Source organism: Ralstonia soli (assembly GCF_023955655.1).
Classification (GTDB): domain Bacteria; phylum Pseudomonadota; class Gammaproteobacteria; order Burkholderiales; family Burkholderiaceae; genus Ralstonia; species Ralstonia soli.
The window spans coordinates 140,095-157,850 of record NZ_JAMXHT010000003.1 but is presented as its reverse complement, the minus strand read 5'-3'; the positions used below and the strand labels follow the sequence as shown (position 1 = coordinate 157,850).

Sequence of the window (17,756 nt, the reverse complement as noted above, 5' to 3'; positions counted from 1 at the left end):
TTCCAAGATGGCTCTCATCGTTCACAAATACGGTGGCACCTCGATGGGTTCAGTTGAACGCATCAAGAACGTCGCCAAGCGCGTCGCCAAGTGGCACCGCGCAGGTCACCAGATCGTGGTCGTTCCCTCGGCCATGTCCGGCGAAACCAACCGCCTGCTGGGTATGGCCAAAGAGATTTCGGCCCAACCTGACCCGCGTGAACTCGACATGATTGCCTCGACGGGCGAGCAGGTGAGCGTGGGCCTGCTGGCCATCGCGCTGCATGCCGAAGGCATCGATGCCCGCAGCTACACCGGCTGGCAAGTGCCGGTAAAGACCGATTCCGCCTACACCAAAGCCCGCATCCAGTCGATCGACGACGAGCGCGTGCGCGCCGATCTCGACGCCGGCCGCGTGGTCGTCATCACGGGCTTCCAAGGGATCGACGGCGAAGGCCACATCACCACGCTTGGCCGTGGTGGCTCGGATACTTCGGCGGTGGCGGTTGCTGCTGCGCTCGAAGCCGACGAATGCCTGATCTACACCGACGTGGACGGCGTGTACACGACCGACCCGCGCGTGGTGGACGACGCCCGCCGCCTGGACAAGATCACCTTCGAAGAGATGCTGGAAATGGCCAGCCTCGGCTCGAAGGTGCTGCAGATTCGCTCGGTGGAGTTTGCCGGCAAGTACCGCGTGAAGACCCGCGTGCTGTCGTCGCTGACCGACCCGCTGATGCCGCTCGACGTCGAGATGAACTCGGGCACGCTGATTACTTTTGAGGAAGATTCGAACATGGAAGCCGCCGCCATTTCCGGCATCGCCTTTGCCCGCGACGAAGCCAAGATCACCGTGATCGGTGTGCCGGACAAGCCCGGCATCGCGTACCAGATCCTGGGCCCGGTCGCCGACGCCAACATCGACGTCGACATGATCATCCAGAACCAGTCGGTCGAAGGTAAGACGGACTTCACCTTCACCGTGCCGCGCGGCGAATACCAGCGCGCGCTGGCGATCCTGAACGATAGCGTGAAGGCGCACATCGGCGCGGCCAGCGTGTCTGGCGACCCGAAGGTGTCGAAGGTGTCGGTGGTGGGCGTGGGCATGCGCTCGCACGTGGGCATCGCCAGCAAGATGTTCCGCACGCTGTCGGAAGAGGGCATCAACATCCAGATGATCTCCACCTCGGAAATCAAGATCTCGGTGCTGATCGACGAGAAGTACATGGAGCTGGCCGTGCGCGCGCTCCACAAGGCGTTCGAGCTGGATCAGGCGTAATCGCTTGAGCCGGTGCCGGGTGGCGACCCGGGGCCACACATTCTCACCGCGTTGTCATGCAGTTGTCGTTGACCGGGTAGGGTGAAATGGCTAGAATACGCGCTTCGTCGCACGGGCTCCTTCGTGCGACGGTCAGTTTGGGAGACGTGGCCGAGAGGTCGAAGGCACTCCCCTGCTAAGGGAGCATCCGGGCCAAAACCTGGATCGAGGGTTCGAATCCCTCCGTCTCCGCCAGCAATGGCGGAACAACCCCGGAAGATCGCGGTCTTCCGGGGTTTTCTTTTTTGTGCGGCCGATTTGAGCGCCCGCAGTCGTTGGCGCTGGCTGGCGATTCCTGCAGAACAGGACGTTCTGTAGTTAACGGCGAAGTGGTATTCACTGGCGTTTTTCCGGTGTTCCGGCGGGTAAAGTCTCCGTTCATAACAACACCGACACCGGAGACCGCCGTGAAAATGTTCGCCCACCCCACCTTGGCATTGGCCGTTGCAGCGGCCCTTGCCATGCCCCTCGCCGCAACGGCTGCAGAGGGCCCGCATGCGGGCGCCGCGCCGACTTCCTCTCAGCCCGCTACCAATCTGCCGCAGGCCTGGCCAGAGAGCGTTGGCGTCGATTCGCGTCCGCTGGTGCAATTGTCGGAGTGGATCCGCAAGGAGAACCTCGACGTGCGCAGCTTTCTGGTGATCAAGGACGGCAAGCTGATCTTCGAGCGCTACAGCAAGGGCCTCAATCGCGACTACAACTACGAGCTGTACTCCATCACCAAGAACGTCACCGCGCTGGCGGCCGGCGTACTGGTCGATGAGGGCCGCACGCGTCTGGATGAAAAGGTCGCGCCGATTCTGTCCAAGGCCCGCCCCGATTTGAAAGAGGCCCTGGCCGACAAGCAGGCGATCGAGCTGCGGCACGTGCTATCGATGTCGACCGGTCTGTTCTACAACTTCAAGCCGACGGACGACCCGATCTACTACGGTGCCCCCGACCGCCTGAAGCTTGCCGCAGAGACGACGCCCAAGCGCCCGCCCGGCGAGGCCTTTGACTACACCGACGTGAACCCCATCCTCGCCAGTGCCACGCTGGGCGCAGATGCCGGTATGCCGCTGCAGAATTTCGCCGAGCAGAAGCTCTTCAAGCCGCTGGGGATGGCTAACTACGCGTGGGAGCGCGCTGACGACAAGGGGCTGGTGTCTTCCGGCTGGGGCTTGCGTCTGCGTGCGGTCGATATGGCCAAGATCGGTATGCTGGTGCTCAGCGGGGGCCGCTGGAATGGTCAGCAGGTCGTGTCGCAGGCCTGGGTGCGGACCATGACGGCGCCGTCGTCGGCACCCTGGTATGGGCTGTACTGGTGGATCAACGATATCGTGCCGACCGAACCGGAGACCCATGCGATGGGCTTCAAGGGGCAGTTCATCGTGGCCCTGCCTGAGCGCAATGCGGTAGTGGTCATGACCAGCATGCTGCCCATCGAAGGCGGCTTGCGCGAATCAAAGAACGTGCTGGCGATTCGGCACATGGTCAAGGATTTCGTACTGCCCGCGCTCGACAACGCGCAGCATGCGCAATTGACGCCGGCCAGCAAGAGAGCACTGACGCGCGAGCTGGAGTTGGCCGCACAGCATCAAGGCCAGCCCGGCGCACCTGTGGATCCAACCGATGCGCCCAAGCCGCCCAAGCGTTGAGGTTGCCGACAAAGAAAAAGCCCGCATGGCGCAAACCATGCGGGCTTTTTTGTCGGCAGCCAAATCAGCCTTGGCCGACGCTCTCCGGCACGCCTGCGGTCACGTTGAAGCCGCAGTCGACGTAGGTGATCTCACCAGTCACGCCGCTCGCCAGGTCCGACAGCAGGAACGCAGCCACGTTGCCGACTTCTTCGATCGTGACGTTACGGCGCAGCGGGGCCACGTCTTCCATGTACTTCAGCAGCTTGCCGAAATCCTTGATGCCTGAGGCGGCCAGCGTCTTGATCGGGCCAGCCGAAATGCCGTTGGCGCGGATGCCCTTCGGGCCCAGCGCGCCGGCCAAGTAGCGCACGCCGGCTTCCAGCGAGGCCTTGGCCAAGCCCATCGTGTTGTAGTTCGGGACGATGCGCTCGGCGCCCAGGTAGGTCAGGGCGAGCAGTGAGGCGTTGGGCGAGAGCATCGGCAGCGCAGCCTTGGCCAGCGCCGGGAAGCTGTAGGCCGAGATGTCGTGTGCGATGCGGAACGATTCGCGCGACAGGCCATCGATGAAGTTGCCGGCAATCGCCTCGCGCGGTGCAAAGCCGATCGAGTGCACGAGGCCGTCGAAGTGGCCCCAGTGCTGGCCGAGGTCTTCGAACACCTTGGCGATCTGCTCGTCGCTGCCGACGTCGCAGTCGAACACCAGCTTGCTGTCGAACTCGTTGGCGAATTCGGTGATGCGGTCCTTGAAGCGCTCGCCGACGTAGGTGAAGGCCAGTTCAGCGCCTTCGCGCTTGCAGGCGTTGGCGATGCCGTAGGCGATCGAGCGGTTGGACAGAAGGCCGGTAATCAGAATGCGCTTGCCAGCGAGGAATCCCATGGTTTCTCCGTACAAATGTGGGGCACCGCCGTACCCGCATGCCATCGCGATCACGCCGCGGCGGCAATTTTGTGGGGTACGAGGTGATTCGAGTCGGCGCGATCATACCGGAAAGCGCAGGCTGCCTCCGCATTTGCGCCGCGCTGCGTGCGCCATGCCCGCCTTGTCAATGCGGGACGATCCCGGACTCAAATTGACGGGAAAGCCGCGTGAGAGCGTTAGAATCGTCTGAAACAGCTTTTCAGACAGCAATCAATCGGATCAACGCATGCAAGAACCATGGGGGCAAGAGGCGCAATGAGCGTGCGTGTTGCGGCACACAGCCGATTCAGAGCATTGGCCTGCCTGCTGGCGGCCATTTGCGCGACGCCCGTCTGGGCGGCACACGGTTACGCCGAATATGGCGACCTCAAGTATCCGGCTGGCTTCTCGAACTTCGGCTATCTGAACCCCAAGGCGCCCATCGGCGGCATTCTGCTGCTGGGCAATCCCGACCGGCGCACGAGCTTCGACAAGTTCAACCCGTTCACCATCAAGGGGACGTCTGCGCCGGGGCTGACTCAGCTGGTCTTTGAAAGCCTGCTCATCACGAGCTGGGACGAAACCGCCAGCGGCTACGGCTTGCTTGCCGACGACGTGGCGGTCGCGCCCGACGAGCTTTCGGTGACGTTCCACATCAACCCGCGCGCGCGCTTTTCCAACGGCGACCCGGTGCACGCGTCGGACGTCAAATACTCCTATGACATGCTGATGGGCAAGGGGGCCAGCCCCGCCTACCGCAGCATGACCACCGACGTCGCGAAGGTCACGGTGGTGGACGCCAGCACGATCCGCTACGACTTCAAGCGCAGGAACAAGGAACTGCCGTTGATCGTCGGCGGGTTGCCGGTGTTCTCACCCAAGTGGGGCAAGGGCAGCGGCAAGCCGGTGGACCCCGATAACCCGGACAGCGGCAAAGACGTCGCCTTCGACAAGCTGACCTTCCAGGATCCGATCGCCAGCGGCCCGTACATCATCGAACGCTTTGACCCGTCGCGCGGCATCACCTTCCGGCGCAACCCGGACTACTGGGGCCGGGACCTGAACGTGCGCCGGGGCTCGTTCAACTTTGAGCGCATCCAGTACAAGCTCTACAAAGACGAAACCGCGCGCCTGGAGGCCTTCAAGGCCGGGGAGTACGACGCCATGGTCGAGTATCGCGCCAAGAACTGGGCCAAGAGCTACGTCGGCGTGAAGTTCCGCAGCGGCGAGCTGGTGAAGAGCGAATTTCCGCACCGCAACGGCGCCGGTATGCAGGGCTTCGTGATGAACCTGCGGCGGCCGCTGTTCCAGGACCTGCGCGTGCGCAAGGCACTCACGCTGGCGCTCGATTTCGAGTGGCTGAACCGGCAGCTCTTCTACGGTGCGTATCGGCGGCTCGACAGCTATTTCGCCAACAGCGAGCTGGCCGCAGCGGATTCGCTCACCGGCACCCCCAGCAAGGGCGAACTGGCGCTGCTGGAACCGCTGCGCAGCAAGCTCGATCCCAACGTGTTCGGCGTGCTTCCCGCGCCGCCTTCGACCGATCCCCCCAGTTCGCTGCGCGACAACCTGCGCCAGGCGCGTCGCCTGCTGGCACAGGCTGGCTGGACGTATGCCGACGGTGCGCTGCGCAATGTCAAAGGCGAACCGTTCGTCTTCGAGATGCTCGATGACGGCGGAGCCATGAGCCGCGTGATGGCCGCGTATGCGCGCAACCTCGAGAAGCTCGGCATCGAGGTGAACCAGCGCATGACCGATTTCGCGCTGTACCAGAAGCGGCTGGAAGAGTTCGATTTCGACATGATCTCGCTGCGCTTTCCCGATTCGCAGAGCCCCGGCAACGAACTGAAGGACCGCTTCGGCTCCGCTGCCGCTGACGAGCCCGGCTCGGACAACGTGATCGGCTTGAAGTCACCCGCGGTGGATGCGCTGATCGACGATGTGCTGCGCGCCAATGACCGCGATGAGCTGATCCTGGCCTCGCGCGCGCTGGATCGTGTGCTGATGAACGGTTGCTATGTGATTCCGCATTGGTATTCGGCGGTGCACCGCGTTGCCTACAACAAGAACCTGATGTATCCGGATCGCCTGCCGTATTACTACTCGGCCGAGGCCTGGGTGCTGACGGCCTGGTGGCGCAAGCCCGGACCTGCCCAATGAGCCCCCTAACAACCCGCCCAATGACTGCATCGGTGACGCCATGTTCGCCTACCTGATCAAACGGCTGCTGCTCCTGATCCCGACACTGATCGGCGTGGTGACGCTCACGTTTGTGGTGATCCAGTTCGTGCCCGGCGGCCCTGTCGAGCAGATGATGATGGAGATGAAAGGGCGGGGCACCAGTGCCGGCGGTGAGGCCAGCGGCGGCGGCGCCTTCGATTACCGCGGCCGCCGCGGGGTGGATGCCGACAAGATCAAGGAAATCCGCGCGCTCTATGGCTTCGACAAGAGCCCGGTCGAGCGCTATTTCCTGATGCTTGGCCGCTTTGCACGGTTCGACCTGGGCGAAAGCTATTTCCAGCATCGCAGCGTGTGGGAGCTCATCAAATCCAAACTGCCGGTATCGATCTCGATTGGGTTGTGGACCTTCTTCCTCACGTACCTCATAGCGGTGCCGCTCGGCATTGCGAAAGCGGTGCGGGCGGGCAGCCGGTTTGACCTGGTGACCAGCATCATCGTGCTGGTGGGCTATGCCATTCCTGGCTTCGTGCTGGGCGTGCTGTTGCTGGTGCTATTTGGCGGTGGCACGTTCTTCCAGTGGTTCCCGATACGGGGCATCACGTCCGACAACTGGGATCAACTGAGCCTGCTGGGCAAGGTGACGGACTATCTCTGGCACATCGCGCTGCCCGTGGCGGCCTCGGTTGTGGGCAGCTTTGCCGTGATCACCATGCTGACCAAGAACGCGTTCCTGGAAGAGATCCGCAAGCAGTACGTGCTGACGGCGCGCAGCAAGGGCCTGTCGGAGCGGCGCGTGCTGTGGAAGCACATCTTCCGTAACGCGCTGTTGCCGCTGGTGACGGGTTTCCCGACCGCGTTCATCGGTGCGTTCTTTACGGGGTCGCTGCTGATCGAGCAGTTGTTCTCGCTCGACGGCATGGGCCTGCTCTCATACGAAGCGGTGATGCGGCGTGACTACCCGGTCGTGCTCGGCACGCTGTACCTGTTCACGCTGATCGGCCTGGCCGCGCGGTTGATTTCCGACGTGTGCTACGTGCTGGTCGATCCGCGCATTCATTTCGGCTCGGTCGGGCGATAGGCGGGCCGTCAACCATGACCCAGTATTCACGTGCGTCTCATCATCCGTCCAACGTGGCTGCGCCGCATGCGGTGCGTCACTCACCGTCACCGCTCAAGCGCGCGTGGCGACGTTTCAAGCAGCACCGGTTGGGTTACTGGAGCCTGATCCTGTTCGTCGCGCTGTTCGTGCTCAGCTTGGGCGCGGAGTGCATCTCGAACGACCGGCCGTTGGTGGTCAGGTACCACGGCACCTGGTACTTCCCGATCGTGAAGGCGTACCCCGAGACCGCTTTCGGCGGCGACTTCCCCACGCCCACGGATTACCTCGATCCGTACATCCGCGACAAGTTCAAGGAGCCGGGCAGCTTCGCGATCTACCCGCCCAATCCGTATTCGTACGAGACGCTGAACTATTTCTCGAAAGAGCCCAACCCGGCGCCGCCCTCGGCCGAGAACTGGCTCGGCACCGATGACCGCGGGCGCGATGTGTTCGCGCGGCTGCTCTATGGCTTCCGGGTGTCGGTGCTGTTCGGGCTTGCGCTGACGCTGATCGGCGTGCTGGTCGGCACGCTCACCGGCGCGCTGATGGGCTTCTTCGGCGGGCGTTTCGACATGGTCTCGCAGCGGCTGATCGAGATCTGGAGTTCGATGCCCGAGCTCTACCTGCTGATCATCTTCGCGTCGATCTTCACGCCTAGCCTCGGCTTGCTGATCATCCTGCTGTCGCTGTTCGGCTGGATGAGCCTGTCGGACTATGTGCGCGCTGAGTTCTACCGCAACCGTTCGCTCGATTACGTGAAGGCCGCGCGGGCGATGGGCCTGTCGAGCTGGCAGATCATGTGGCGCCACATCATGCCCAACAGCCTGACGCCGGTCATTACGTTCCTGCCATTCCGCATGAGCGCGGCCATCCTTGCGCTCACGAGCCTGGACTTTCTCGGCCTGGGCGTGCCGCCATCGACGCCCAGCCTGGGTGAGCTGCTTGCCCAGGGCAAGGCCAACCTGGATGCCTGGTGGATCTCACTGTCGACGTTCGTTGCGCTCGTGCTGACCCTCGTGCTGCTGACTTTCATGGGCGACGCGCTGCGCGATGCCTTTGATACACGCCTGTCGTTCGCGCACCTGCGCACGCGCCAGAAACCGGCGGGGGTGAAATGACCCGCGTTGACCTGCGCGCCTCCGCGCCCAAGTACGACGGGCCGCTGCTGCGGCTGGACGATCTGTGCGTGCATTTTGAATCCGAGCACGGCGAGGCGACGGAAGCCGTCAAGCATGTCTCGTTCGAACTGCACGCCGGCGAGCGCTTCGCCCTGGTGGGGGAGTCGGGCTCGGGCAAATCCGTCACGGCGCTGTCGATCATGCGCCTGCTGGCCGACGCGCATTACAGCGGTCGCATCCTGCTGGAAGGGCGCGATCTGCTGGCCACCAGCGAGCGCGAGATGCGCGGCCTGCGCGGCGCCGATGTCGCGATGGTGTTCCAGGAACCGATGACGGCGCTCAACCCGCTGTACACCATCGGCAACCAGATCGTTGAGACGCTGGAGCTGCACGAGGGCTTGGACAAACGCGCCGCCAAGGCTCGCGCGATTGCGCTGCTGGAGCGCACCGGCATTGCCGAAGCGCCGCGCCGTTTCGATGCGTTTCCGCACCAGCTCTCGGGCGGTCAGCGCCAGCGCGCCATGATTGCCATGGCGCTCGCGTGCTCGCCCAAGTTGCTGCTGGCCGACGAGCCGACCACCGCGCTGGATGTGACCGTGCGCATGCAGATCCTGCAGTTGCTGCGCGAGCTGCAGGCCGAGTTCGGCATGGCCATCATGCTCATCACGCACGACCTGAACATGGTGCGAGCCTTTGCCGAACGCGTTGGCGTGATGGAGCGGGGCGTGCTGGTTGAAACTGGCGACACCGCCACCGTGTTTGCCGCGCCTCAGCACCCGTATACCGTGCGCCTGCTGGAAAGCCGCCCGCAGCGCGACGTGCTGCCGTTGGTGCCGCTCGCCCCCGTGCTGCTCGAAGCCGACAAGCTCACCGTCACCTACGAACGCCATCGCCCGGGGTTTGCCGGGTGGTTCCGCACCGATCCGTTCACCGCGGTCGATGCCGTATCGCTGCAACTGCGCGAAGGCGAAACACTCGGCATCGTGGGCGAATCTGGCTCGGGCAAGACCACGCTCGCCCAGACGCTGCTGGGTCTTCAGGCGCCAAAGGGCGGCGATTTGCGTTTTCTCGGCAATTCGCTGCTGCACATCTCGCGCGATGAGCGTCGTGCCGTGCGTGCACGCATGCAGGTGGTGTTTCAGGACCCATACGGCTCGCTGTCGCCGCGCATGACGATCGAAGAGATCGTCGGCGAAGGGCTGGCGCTGCACCAGCCGCACATCAACGCTACCGAGCGCCGCCATCGCGTGATCGAGGCGCTGCGCGAAGTCGGCCTGGACCGCACGGCGCTAGGGCGTTATCCGCATGAATTCTCGGGCGGCCAGCGCCAGCGCGTGGCCATCGCCCGCGTGTTGATCCTCAAGCCCCAGGTGCTGGTGCTCGATGAGCCGACTTCGGCACTCGACGTGTCGATTCAGCAGCAGGTGCTTTCTCTGCTGGCTGCCCTTCAGAAAAAGTACAACTTGTCGTATCTCTTCATCAGCCACGACCTTGCGGTCATTCGCGCTATGTCGCATCGCGTGGTGGTGATGAAGGATGGAAAAGTGGTGGAAGAGGGCGAGACGGAGGCGGTGTTGGCGTCACCTTCGCACCCCTATACCTGCAAGCTGATGGCGGCCGCATCACTGATCCCCGCGCGGGATAACCCGTAAGATTTGCCGCTTTTGCCCCAATTCGGTGCGATCCGGGCGCGCTCCCGTCGTAAGAATGCGCATCTAAAGTCATGTCTAAGTGACTGATTCGCATATGAATTCAAGCGAATTTGTAACGACCTTTGACAAGTCAATGTGTCACTTTTATCATCCTGCGAGATTGTTTTAACAGGATTCGGACTGGTCTCATTTGCGCCGGCATATGTTCGCCGGATCATTGTGAGTTTCCGAGGGAGAACCAATGCAGCATTTCGTACTTCATTCCATGGCGCGCCTGGCGGTAGGGGTTGTGATCGGCTGCGGCGTGATCGTGTCGAATGCAGTACAGGCTGATACGGTCTTCAAAGACACGGAAGTTCGCGCCGACGTCAAGCCGGAAGCCAAGCCCGGCCTCATCTCCAACGTGATGAGCAAGACCAGCGACGTGGTCATGAACGCGCTGGGCATGATTGGCCTGCGCTACCGTTTTGGCGGCAACACGCCGGAATCGGGCCTCGATTGCAGTGGCTTTGTCCGCTACGTCTTCAACGACACCTTTGGTTTCCTGCTGCCGCGTCGCGCTGTCGAAATGAGCCGCGTCGGCACCAGCGTCGAGACGGCCGAACTGCGCCCCGGCGACTTGGTGTTCTTCAACACCATGCGTCACACCTTCTCGCACGTTGGCATCTACATCGGCGACAACAAGTTCGTGCATGCGCCGTCCACTGGCAGCAAGATCCGCGTGGATGACATGACTGCCTCGTACTGGGTGACGCGTTACAACGGCGCACGCCGCATCGAAGGCAATTCCGGTGCCGCGATCAAGGACGGCGCCGACAACTTCGTCGAGCAGCTCAAGCGCGTCGATCCGAACGCCGCCGGCAAGCCGCTGGCCATGTACGGTGGCTGATTCACTACGCATCGCCAAATAAAAAGACCGCCAAGGCGGTCTTTTTTGTTGCCCGCTGACAAGGCGTCAGCGCGTGGGCAACGGGGCGCCCACGATGGTTTGCGTCAGATGCAGTTTTTCTCGCAGGAGCGGCATCGCAGCCTGGGCGGCTTGTTCGCCGGCGAGGATCGCCTCGTTGCGAGCGGTAAAGTCGCTGCCCTTCACGAACGGCAGCGACGGCGTGATCACCACATCCGCCTGGGCCAGTTCGGTCTTGTTGATGCTCTGGCCCATGATGGCCGTGGTCTGCAGCAGCATGCTGGCCTGGCCCGACACCGCCTGGTTGGCCGGGTCCGCCGAGATGTTCACCGCAATCACGAACGTCGCGCCCATCTGCTTGACGTAGGTCACGGGCACCGGCGCCACCAGGCCGCCATCCACATATTGCCGGCCGCTGATCGTGACGGGCTGGAACACGCCGGGGATGCTGCACGACGCGCGTACCGCCTGGCCCGTATTGCCGCGCCGGAACAAAATCGGCTTGCCGCTGGCAAGATCCGTCGCGACGATGCCCAGCGGAGTGCGCATCTGCTCGATCGTCCGCTGCTTCACCAGGCGGTTGATGTACTTCTCCAGCGCCTCGCCCTTGAGCCAGCCGCCGAAGCGGGTGCCGAACGGCAATGCCCAGTCGGCAATCATGGCTTCGTCCATCTTGAGTGCCAGGCGGTTCATCTCCAGCCCGACATGCCCGATGCATAGATGGCCGCCACCACGCTGCCGGCGCTCGTGCCGGTGATGAAGTCGATCTGGATACCCTGCGCCTCCAGCATCTTGATCACGCCGATGTGCGCGAAGCCGCGCGCAGCGCCGCCGCCGAGCGCCAATCCGATGCGCACAGGTTGCGTGGCCGGTTGGGCCGTGGGCGGCAGGACGGCTGTCGTCGGTGTGACCGGCGTTTCAGTCTTGCCGGACGAAAAACCCGTCACGGTGCAGGCGGAGAGCAAAGAGGCGCCGGTGGCACCCAGGAAGAGGCGGCGTTGCATGAGGAGGTCGGGGCAGTGTGAGATGCCGCGCAGTCACCGGCAATGAGTTGCTGGCGCGCTGCGGCCGGCCGCCATTGTGCCAAAGTTCGGCAATGGGTCGACCGGACGTGCGTGGCACGGTTGCTATAATTTCGGTTTTGATAGAGGCCGCATCAGGAACCCACCTTGGGTCCCGCCACGCGGCCTTGTTCGTTCAAGCCATTCCTATGACACAGCGCGTCCGTACTCGTTTCGCTCCCAGCCCCACCGGTTTCATTCACCTCGGCAACATCCGCTCGGCTCTCTATCCGTGGGCTTTCGCCCGCAAGATGAAGGGCGACTTCGTCCTGCGCATCGAAGACACCGACGTGGAGCGCTCCAGCCAGGAGGCGGTCGACGTGATCCTGGAGGCGATGGATTGGCTGGACATGGACATCGACGAGGGCCCGTTCTATCAGATGCAGCGCATGGACCGTTACCGCGAGGTCATCGCCCAGATGGTCCAGCAGGAGTTGGTCTACCCCTGCTACATGAGTACGGAAGAACTCGACGCCCTGCGCGAAGCGCAACGCGAGCGTGGCGAAAAGCCTCGCTACGACGGTACGTGGCGCCCCGAGCCCGGCAAGATTCTGCCGACCCCGCCCGAGGGCGTGAAGCCTGTGATGCGCTTCAAGAACCCGATTGGCGGCAGCGTGGTATGGGATGACGCCGTCAAGGGCCGCATCGAGATCTCCAACGACGAGCTGGACGACCTCGTCATCGCCCGCCCCGACGGCACGCCCACGTACAACTTCTGCGTAGTCGTTGACGACATGGACATGCGGATCACCCACGTGATCCGCGGCGATGACCACGTCAACAACACCCCGCGCCAGATCAACATCCTGCGCGCGCTGGGCGGCACGCCGCCGGTCTACGCGCACCTGCCGACCGTGCTCAACGAGCAGGGTGAGAAGATGAGCAAGCGCCATGGCGCGATGAGCGTCACCGGTTACCGTGACGCCGGCTACCTGCCTGAAGCCATCGTGAATTACCTCGCCCGCCTGGGCTGGGCGCACGGCGACGCCGAAATCTTCTCGCGCGAGCAGTTCATCGAATGGTTCGACCTCGAGCACCTGGGCAAATCGCCCGCGCAATACAACCCCGAGAAGCTCGCTTGGCTGAACAACCACTACATCAAGCAAGCCGACAACACGCGCCTGGCCGGTCTGGTGAAGCCTTTCATCGAGGAGCTCGGCGGCAAGGTTGACGGCGGCCCCGTGCTGGCGGATGTGATTGCGCTGGTGAAGGATCGTGCCAACACGCTGCGTGAAGTCGCCCAGACCGCGCTGCTGTTCTATCGCACCGATCTGACCATCGAGCCCGAACTTGCCGCCCAGCACCTCACTGATGACGTGCGCCCCGGTATTGCCGCCCTGGCCGAGAAGCTCGGCACCTTGCCCGAGTGGAAGCGCGAGGCCATCAGCGCTGCCTTCAAGGAAGTGCTGGCCGCACAGGGTTGGAAGATGCCCAAGCTGGCGATGCCGGTGCGCCTGCTGGTGGCTGGACAATTGCAGACGCCGTCGATCGATGCGGTGCTGGAACTGTTCGGTCGCGACGTCGTCCTGCGCCGTTTGGCAGCGTGATGGGAGCATCGCAAAAAAATTTGCGAAAGGGTATTGCCAAGCGCTGAACACTTCCCCTATACTCTTGTTTTCGCTGCAACACGAAGCGAAACGCAGTAAGAAGCAAGCAGTAAAGTGCAGTTAGTGATTGGGGCTATAGCTCAGCTGGGAGAGCGCTTGCATGGCATGCAAGAGGTCAGCGGTTCGATCCCGCTTAGCTCCACCAAAATGCCGGAAGATTCGATTCAAAAATAAATTTGAAAAGAAGCTTCCAAAACGCTAAAAAGTTCGTTATAGTAGCGGACTTCGCAGCGTAAGACAGAAAGCGTTGCAAAACAGTTTCTGTCCCCTTCGTCTAGAGGCCTAGGACATCACCCTTTCACGGTGAGTACAGGGGTTCGAATCCCCTAGGGGACGCCATAACAAGAGCTTAACCAGAAGCTCAATCGCAAAGCCAGTCTCTAGCTGGTTTTGCAACCGACAAGGAGCGGTAGTTCAGTCGGTTAGAATACCGGCCTGTCACGCCGGGGGTCGCGGGTTCGAGTCCCGTCCGCTCCGCCAAATCAAAACCCGCTGCTTGCAGCGGGTTTTTTCTTTTGCACTTCCAATTCAATTGCAGCGATTGCCCCATGCTTTAAAAATGGGGCAGCGTGTCGTTTAACGGGCGGCTTTAATTAGCAGGACGGCTGACGCGGTTGAAATATCCCACGAGCAGGGCGCCAGCCACCATCAAGCTCAGACCATTGGCGGCCCAGAAGCCGGCTGCGCCACGCAGTGCGATAGCCATGTCCCCCAGAAGCCCGAAGCCGAGCACATAGCCGCCACCCAGGCCGACGCCCCATAGCGAGAGCGCATAGATCACCGTCGGGATCAACGCGATCTTGTAAGCGCGCAGGATAAACGCGGCCATCACCTGCAATGCATCGAACATTTGATAGAACGCGATGAAAGGCAGCAGCGGCACGGCAATCGCCAGGACGGCGGCATCGCGTGTGTACAAGCCGACGAGTTCGTGGCGCAACAAGAGAACCGCCGTGCCTACGAGCGCCGCGCAGATCACCGCCAGCTTGATGCCATTCAGCGAGATGCGCCGCGCCGCCACGCGATCACGTGCGCCGATCGACTGCGCGGCCAGCGTCGAGGTGGCGATGGAAAGCGACAGCGGCACCATATAAGCCACCGCGCCAAGGTTGGCGGCAATCTGGTGACCGGCGAGCACGACCGTGCCCAGGCGCGCGATGAAGATCGCCATCAATGTGAACGACGTAATCTCGATGAGGTAAGTGAAACCCATCGGCACGCCCAGCCGAACCAGTGCCCATAGCCGCGCGCGGTTGGGCGCCGAGTAGTGCGTGAAGATCGCGAACGGCTTGTAGGCCGGATTGCGCATCAGGATGGCGGCGCCTGCAATGAACCAGAGCCAGCTGATGATCATCGAGGCGAGTGCGCACCCCGCGCCGCCCATCGCAGGGACGCCCATGCCGCCGTAAAGGAATAGTGCATTCAGCGGGAACTTGATGAGGAGGCCGGCAAGCTGCAGCACCGTCACCATCACCGGGCGTGAGAGCGCGTTGTTCAGCGCCGAGTAGATCCGAAAGCCGAGCGCCGCAGGCAGCGCGAGGGCTTCGTAACGGAGGTAGGCGGTGGCCTTGTCGGTGAGCTCGGGGGTCGCGTCCGCCAACCGCAGCAGCGGGGCGGGAAACCAGAGGAGCAGCATGCCGATGGCGGCCAGCGCGAGTCCGAGCCAGATGGCCTGACGCACTTCCTCGCCGATTTCGTCGTACTTCTGCGCGCCATAGAGTTGGCCCGCGATGGGGGAGAGCGCCTGCAGCACGCCCATCAGGCTGATGTACACCGTCACATAAATCGACCCGCCCAGGCCGATTGCAGCCAGGTCTGCGGCGGAGGCGCGGCCGGCCATCGCGGTATCGAGCACGCCGAAGGCGATCACGGCCAACTGGCCGATCAGTACCGGCCAAGCCAGTGCGGCAATGCGGCGGACGTCGGCAAGAAACATGGGGGATGCGCCCGAAGACGTTACTGACGCAGCTTGTGCCGACGCGTGGTTGACGGCGTGGGCGGCGGATGCGTGGCGGCTGCCGCTTCGGTCAGGCGGTACATGCGGAAGTGCTCGTCGCGGTCGGCGGGGCGGCGGCCTTCCCAGATGAGGTTCCACTCGTAGTTGGAGATGCTCGACGGCGCGCCGTAGTCGTACGGGTCGTGGCGCAGCAGGATGTCGCAACTGTCTTCGGCACCGCCAAAGCGGATGTGACCGAAGTACGCGAACGAGGCGAGCTGCGCGTCGCCCATGCGAATCGGCTGCACGCATGTATAGGTGCGCGGCAACGCTAGTGCGGCCGATTGCGCGACGTCGCGATAGGTCTTGGCGTAATTGATGGTCGGCAGCCACAGCGTCATCATCAGCACCCACATCAGCGTGGTGCCGGCGGCAGAGATCACCACCGCGCGCCAGATGGCCTTCGGTGCGCGCGACGTGCGCCAGACAACAATGAGCACCCACGCCGCTGTCACCAGTAGCGCGCAGGCCAGGGCGGTCCAGCTGAATTCGGGGCGGTAGCCCGGCACGATGCGGTACACGTTGCGCGCCAGCTGCGGAGGGAAGCCCGTCATCTTGGCGATCCAGAGCAGCCACACCGTGCCGCCCAGGATCGTGAACGCCAGCAGCGCAAACCAGTCGATTGCGCTGATTGCGCCGCGCTTGAGCGTGGGCAGGGCGAACGTGGCCATCATGGCCATTGGCGGGATCAGCAGCAGGAACGCATCGTCGCTGGGGCGGGGCTGCATCAGCAGCAGTACCAGCTGAGGCACCAGCACCGCCAGCGGCAGCGAGATATGCGGGGCCGTGCGCATGCCGCCCCAGCTCTTCCATGCCCATGCGGCCAGTGGCCATACCGGCCACGCGAACAGCGGCAGGTTGCGTGCGACAAATCCGAGCGAATGGCCGGTCGGGCCAGCGTACTGGTGGCGATCGAAGCGCGCCCAGTCGCGGACGTAAGCGACGGCGTCGGCGGGATTGTTGGCTATCAAGTAGGCCGCGGCGGGCCATGCGCACCCGAGCGCGAGCGACACAGGCAGCGACACCGTCAGCAGCGGACGCAGTGGCAGCACGCGTGTGGCATGCGCGGTGATCAGCACGGCCACCATGATCGTCAACGGCAAAATCGGGCCGCCCGCCAGCGCCAGACAACCGATGCCGATGCCGTAGATGAGGCTGCCGTACACGGGCTTGTCCAGCGCGCGAATCAAGCCATACACCGCCACAGCCACAAAGCACAGTGCACCGACCAGCGGCGTCGTTTCATGGCCGCGCTGTGCCAGGCCCACGCAAGCCAGGAAAATGAGCAGCGCGCCGTCGGCTAGCGTACGGCCGTAATCGCGCGTGTTCGGCTGTCCGCCGAAAACGAATTCAAACGGTTGGACTTCAGCGCGGCGGCCGAGCAGGTAGGCGCCGTACCAGATGCATGCGCAGGTGACGAAAAAGAAGAGCGCGGTTGCCAGGCGTGACGCATCTGCCGGGCCCAGCCATTGGCCGAACACGCGGATGAACGCTCCGCCGATCCAGAACACCAGCGGCCCCGATTGCACGACCGGGCGCCCGACGATGTTGGGCATCAGCCAGTCTTGTGCATTGCCAGTGGCCAGCGTCCACATCGCGCCGAAGCCGGCGGCGTCTTCGTTCTTCCACGGGTCGCGGGAGAACAAGCCCGACAGGCCGTAGATCACGCAGATAGCGAGCAGCAGCCAGCGCGGCAACTCGCGGGTGGCGGCGGCAGTCAGGCGGATTCGCGAGACGCGGGTGGTGTTCATCGAGTGTCAGACCGAGCGAGCCCGGCCGGGGTTGCACAGCGACGTGCAGATCGTAGGAACGAAGGCTGAGGCGTATCAGCCCGCCGATTTGCCGGCAAATAAAAAAGGCAGCCGGAGCTGCCTTTTTCTGACCAGTGGGACGGTCTGCACTGAGCGGGTCATGCGCTGAGCCGTCTCCGGCGCCGGTATTACTTGGCAGCCTTGCCGATCTTGCTGCCGAACTTGTTGCGGAACTTCTCGACGCGACCGGCCGTGTCCAGCACCTTTTGCTGGCCCGTGTAGAACGGGTGCGATTCGGACGAGACTTCGATCTTGGCCAGCGGGTATTCCTTGCCGTCCAGCGTGATCATTTCCTTGGTCTGGATGGTCGAGCGGGTGATGAACTTGAAGTCGCTGGACATGTCCTGGAACACGACTTCGCGGTAATTCGGGTGAATGCCTTCTTTCATGATGGGCCCTGGGGTTGAGGTAGCCAATTCGCGGCGCGCTTCAGGTGCCACATGGTGGGAGCACCGTGCGACCAGCCGTCGAATCACTTGCCGGGTGGAGAAACGCAGATTATGCCAGAGA

General features: G+C 63.1%; 12 protein-coding genes, 4 tRNA genes and 1 pseudogene. 12 read left to right on the top strand and 5 right to left on the bottom strand.

What is annotated here, in order from left to right:
- The first annotated feature begins 7 nt into the window (after positions 1-7).
- The 3 genes from NG900_RS07710 (at position 8) to NG900_RS07700 (ending at position 2,934) form a co-directional block, all read left to right on the top strand.
- Positions 8-1,258 carry an aspartate kinase gene (locus NG900_RS07710; protein ID WP_024976002.1) on the top strand — a complete coding sequence of 417 codons (1,251 nt, stop codon included), beginning with the start codon at positions 8-10 and terminating at the stop codon, positions 1,256-1,258.
- 140 nt (positions 1,259-1,398) lie between these two features.
- Positions 1,399-1,492 (top strand) — tRNA-Ser (locus tag NG900_RS07705).
- Between the two features lie 218 nt (positions 1,493-1,710).
- Positions 1,711-2,934 carry a serine hydrolase domain-containing protein gene (locus tag NG900_RS07700; protein ID WP_252679819.1) on the top strand — a complete coding sequence of 408 codons (1,224 nt, stop codon included), beginning with the start codon at positions 1,711-1,713 and terminating at the stop codon, positions 2,932-2,934.
- Positions 2,935-2,998: 64 nt separating this feature from the next.
- On the opposite strand, the gene fabI is transcribed toward NG900_RS07700, so the two are convergent.
- Positions 2,999-3,793 carry an enoyl-ACP reductase FabI gene (fabI, locus tag NG900_RS07695; RefSeq protein ID WP_021194147.1) on the bottom strand — a complete coding sequence of 265 codons (795 nt, stop codon included), beginning with the start codon at positions 3,791-3,793 and terminating at the stop codon, positions 2,999-3,001.
- A 297-nt stretch (positions 3,794-4,090) separates the two neighbouring features.
- Between fabI and NG900_RS07690 the strand changes: the two genes are divergently transcribed.
- The 5 genes from NG900_RS07690 (at position 4,091) to NG900_RS07670 (ending at position 10,753) form a co-directional block, all read left to right on the top strand.
- The gene (locus tag NG900_RS07690; protein WP_252678791.1) at positions 4,091-5,974 is read left to right on the top strand and encodes an extracellular solute-binding protein; all 1,884 of its coding nucleotides are present in this window, start codon (positions 4,091-4,093) and stop codon (positions 5,972-5,974) included.
- 40 nt (positions 5,975-6,014) lie between these two features.
- The gene (locus tag NG900_RS07685; protein ID WP_252678789.1) at positions 6,015-7,073 is read left to right on the top strand and encodes a microcin C ABC transporter permease YejB; all 1,059 of its coding nucleotides are present in this window, start codon (positions 6,015-6,017) and stop codon (positions 7,071-7,073) included.
- 14 nt (positions 7,074-7,087) lie between these two features.
- Positions 7,088-8,212, top strand: coding sequence for an ABC transporter permease (locus NG900_RS07680; RefSeq protein WP_252678787.1), 1,125 nt, complete (start codon positions 7,088-7,090; stop codon positions 8,210-8,212).
- Positions 8,209-9,864 (top strand): ABC transporter ATP-binding protein, encoded by a 1,656-nt coding sequence (locus NG900_RS07675; protein ID WP_252678785.1) that lies wholly within the window; start codon positions 8,209-8,211, stop codon positions 9,862-9,864. Before NG900_RS07680 ends, NG900_RS07675 begins: the two co-directional genes overlap by 4 nt.
- Positions 9,865-10,105: 241 nt before the next feature.
- Positions 10,106-10,753 (top strand): C40 family peptidase, encoded by a 648-nt coding sequence (locus tag NG900_RS07670; protein WP_252678783.1) that lies wholly within the window; start codon positions 10,106-10,108, stop codon positions 10,751-10,753.
- A 66-nt stretch (positions 10,754-10,819) separates the two neighbouring features.
- Here the strand turns inward: NG900_RS07670 and NG900_RS07665 are convergent.
- Positions 10,820-11,775: pseudogene (locus NG900_RS07665) on the bottom strand (patatin-like phospholipase family protein).
- 206 nt (positions 11,776-11,981) lie between these two features.
- Here NG900_RS07665 and gltX point away from each other — a divergent pair.
- The 4 genes from gltX (at position 11,982) to NG900_RS07645 (ending at position 13,919) form a co-directional block, all read left to right on the top strand.
- The gene (gene gltX, locus NG900_RS07660; protein WP_252678781.1) at positions 11,982-13,379 is read left to right on the top strand and encodes a glutamate--tRNA ligase; all 1,398 of its coding nucleotides are present in this window, start codon (positions 11,982-11,984) and stop codon (positions 13,377-13,379) included.
- A gap of 129 nt (positions 13,380-13,508) precedes the next feature.
- Positions 13,509-13,584 (top strand) — tRNA-Ala (locus NG900_RS07655).
- 118 nt (positions 13,585-13,702) lie between these two features.
- Positions 13,703-13,778 (top strand) — tRNA-Glu (locus NG900_RS07650).
- A 64-nt stretch (positions 13,779-13,842) separates the two neighbouring features.
- Positions 13,843-13,919: transfer RNA gene (locus tag NG900_RS07645), tRNA-Asp, on the top strand.
- Positions 13,920-14,028: 109 nt separating this feature from the next.
- Here the strand turns inward: NG900_RS07645 and NG900_RS07640 are convergent.
- From NG900_RS07640 to NG900_RS07630, 3 genes are all read right to left on the bottom strand, one after another.
- Positions 14,029-15,375, bottom strand: coding sequence for an MATE family efflux transporter (locus tag NG900_RS07640; RefSeq protein ID WP_252678779.1), 1,347 nt, complete (start codon positions 15,373-15,375; stop codon positions 14,029-14,031).
- A 20-nt stretch (positions 15,376-15,395) separates the two neighbouring features.
- On the bottom strand, positions 15,396-17,186 hold the full coding sequence (locus NG900_RS07635; RefSeq protein ID WP_252678778.1) for an ArnT family glycosyltransferase: 1,791 nt from the start codon (positions 17,184-17,186) through the stop codon (positions 15,396-15,398).
- Positions 17,187-17,374: 188 nt separating this feature from the next.
- On the bottom strand, positions 17,375-17,635 hold the full coding sequence (locus NG900_RS07630; protein ID WP_004626237.1) for a type B 50S ribosomal protein L31: 261 nt from the start codon (positions 17,633-17,635) through the stop codon (positions 17,375-17,377).
- Positions 17,636-17,756 lie beyond the last annotated feature (121 nt).

What these genes read in the sequence shown, in the direction of transcription:
- NG900_RS07700 (WP_252679819.1), top strand. Translation starts at nt 1,711, where the DNA reads ATGTTCGCCCACCCCACCTTGGCATTGGCCGTTGCAGCGGCCCTTGCC.
- NG900_RS07680 (WP_252678787.1), top strand. Translation starts at nt 7,088, where the DNA reads ATGACCCAGTATTCACGTGCGTCTCATCATCCGTCCAACGTGGCTGCG.
- NG900_RS07710 (WP_024976002.1), top strand. Translation starts at nt 8, where the DNA reads ATGGCTCTCATCGTTCACAAATACGGTGGCACCTCGATGGGTTCAGTT.
- gltX (WP_252678781.1), top strand. Translation starts at nt 11,982, where the DNA reads ATGACACAGCGCGTCCGTACTCGTTTCGCTCCCAGCCCCACCGGTTTC.
- fabI (WP_021194147.1), bottom strand. Translation starts at nt 3,793, where the DNA reads ATGGGATTCCTCGCTGGCAAGCGCATTCTGATTACCGGCCTTCTGTCC.
- NG900_RS07670 (WP_252678783.1), top strand. Translation starts at nt 10,106, where the DNA reads ATGCAGCATTTCGTACTTCATTCCATGGCGCGCCTGGCGGTAGGGGTT.
- NG900_RS07690 (WP_252678791.1), top strand. Translation starts at nt 4,091, where the DNA reads ATGAGCGTGCGTGTTGCGGCACACAGCCGATTCAGAGCATTGGCCTGC.
- NG900_RS07675 (WP_252678785.1), top strand. Translation starts at nt 8,209, where the DNA reads ATGACCCGCGTTGACCTGCGCGCCTCCGCGCCCAAGTACGACGGGCCG.
- NG900_RS07640 (WP_252678779.1), bottom strand. Translation starts at nt 15,375, where the DNA reads ATGTTTCTTGCCGACGTCCGCCGCATTGCCGCACTGGCTTGGCCGGTA.
- NG900_RS07685 (WP_252678789.1), top strand. Translation starts at nt 6,015, where the DNA reads ATGTTCGCCTACCTGATCAAACGGCTGCTGCTCCTGATCCCGACACTG.
- NG900_RS07635 (WP_252678778.1), bottom strand. Translation starts at nt 17,186, where the DNA reads ATGAACACCACCCGCGTCTCGCGAATCCGCCTGACTGCCGCCGCCACC.
- NG900_RS07630 (WP_004626237.1), bottom strand. Translation starts at nt 17,635, where the DNA reads ATGAAAGAAGGCATTCACCCGAATTACCGCGAAGTCGTGTTCCAGGAC.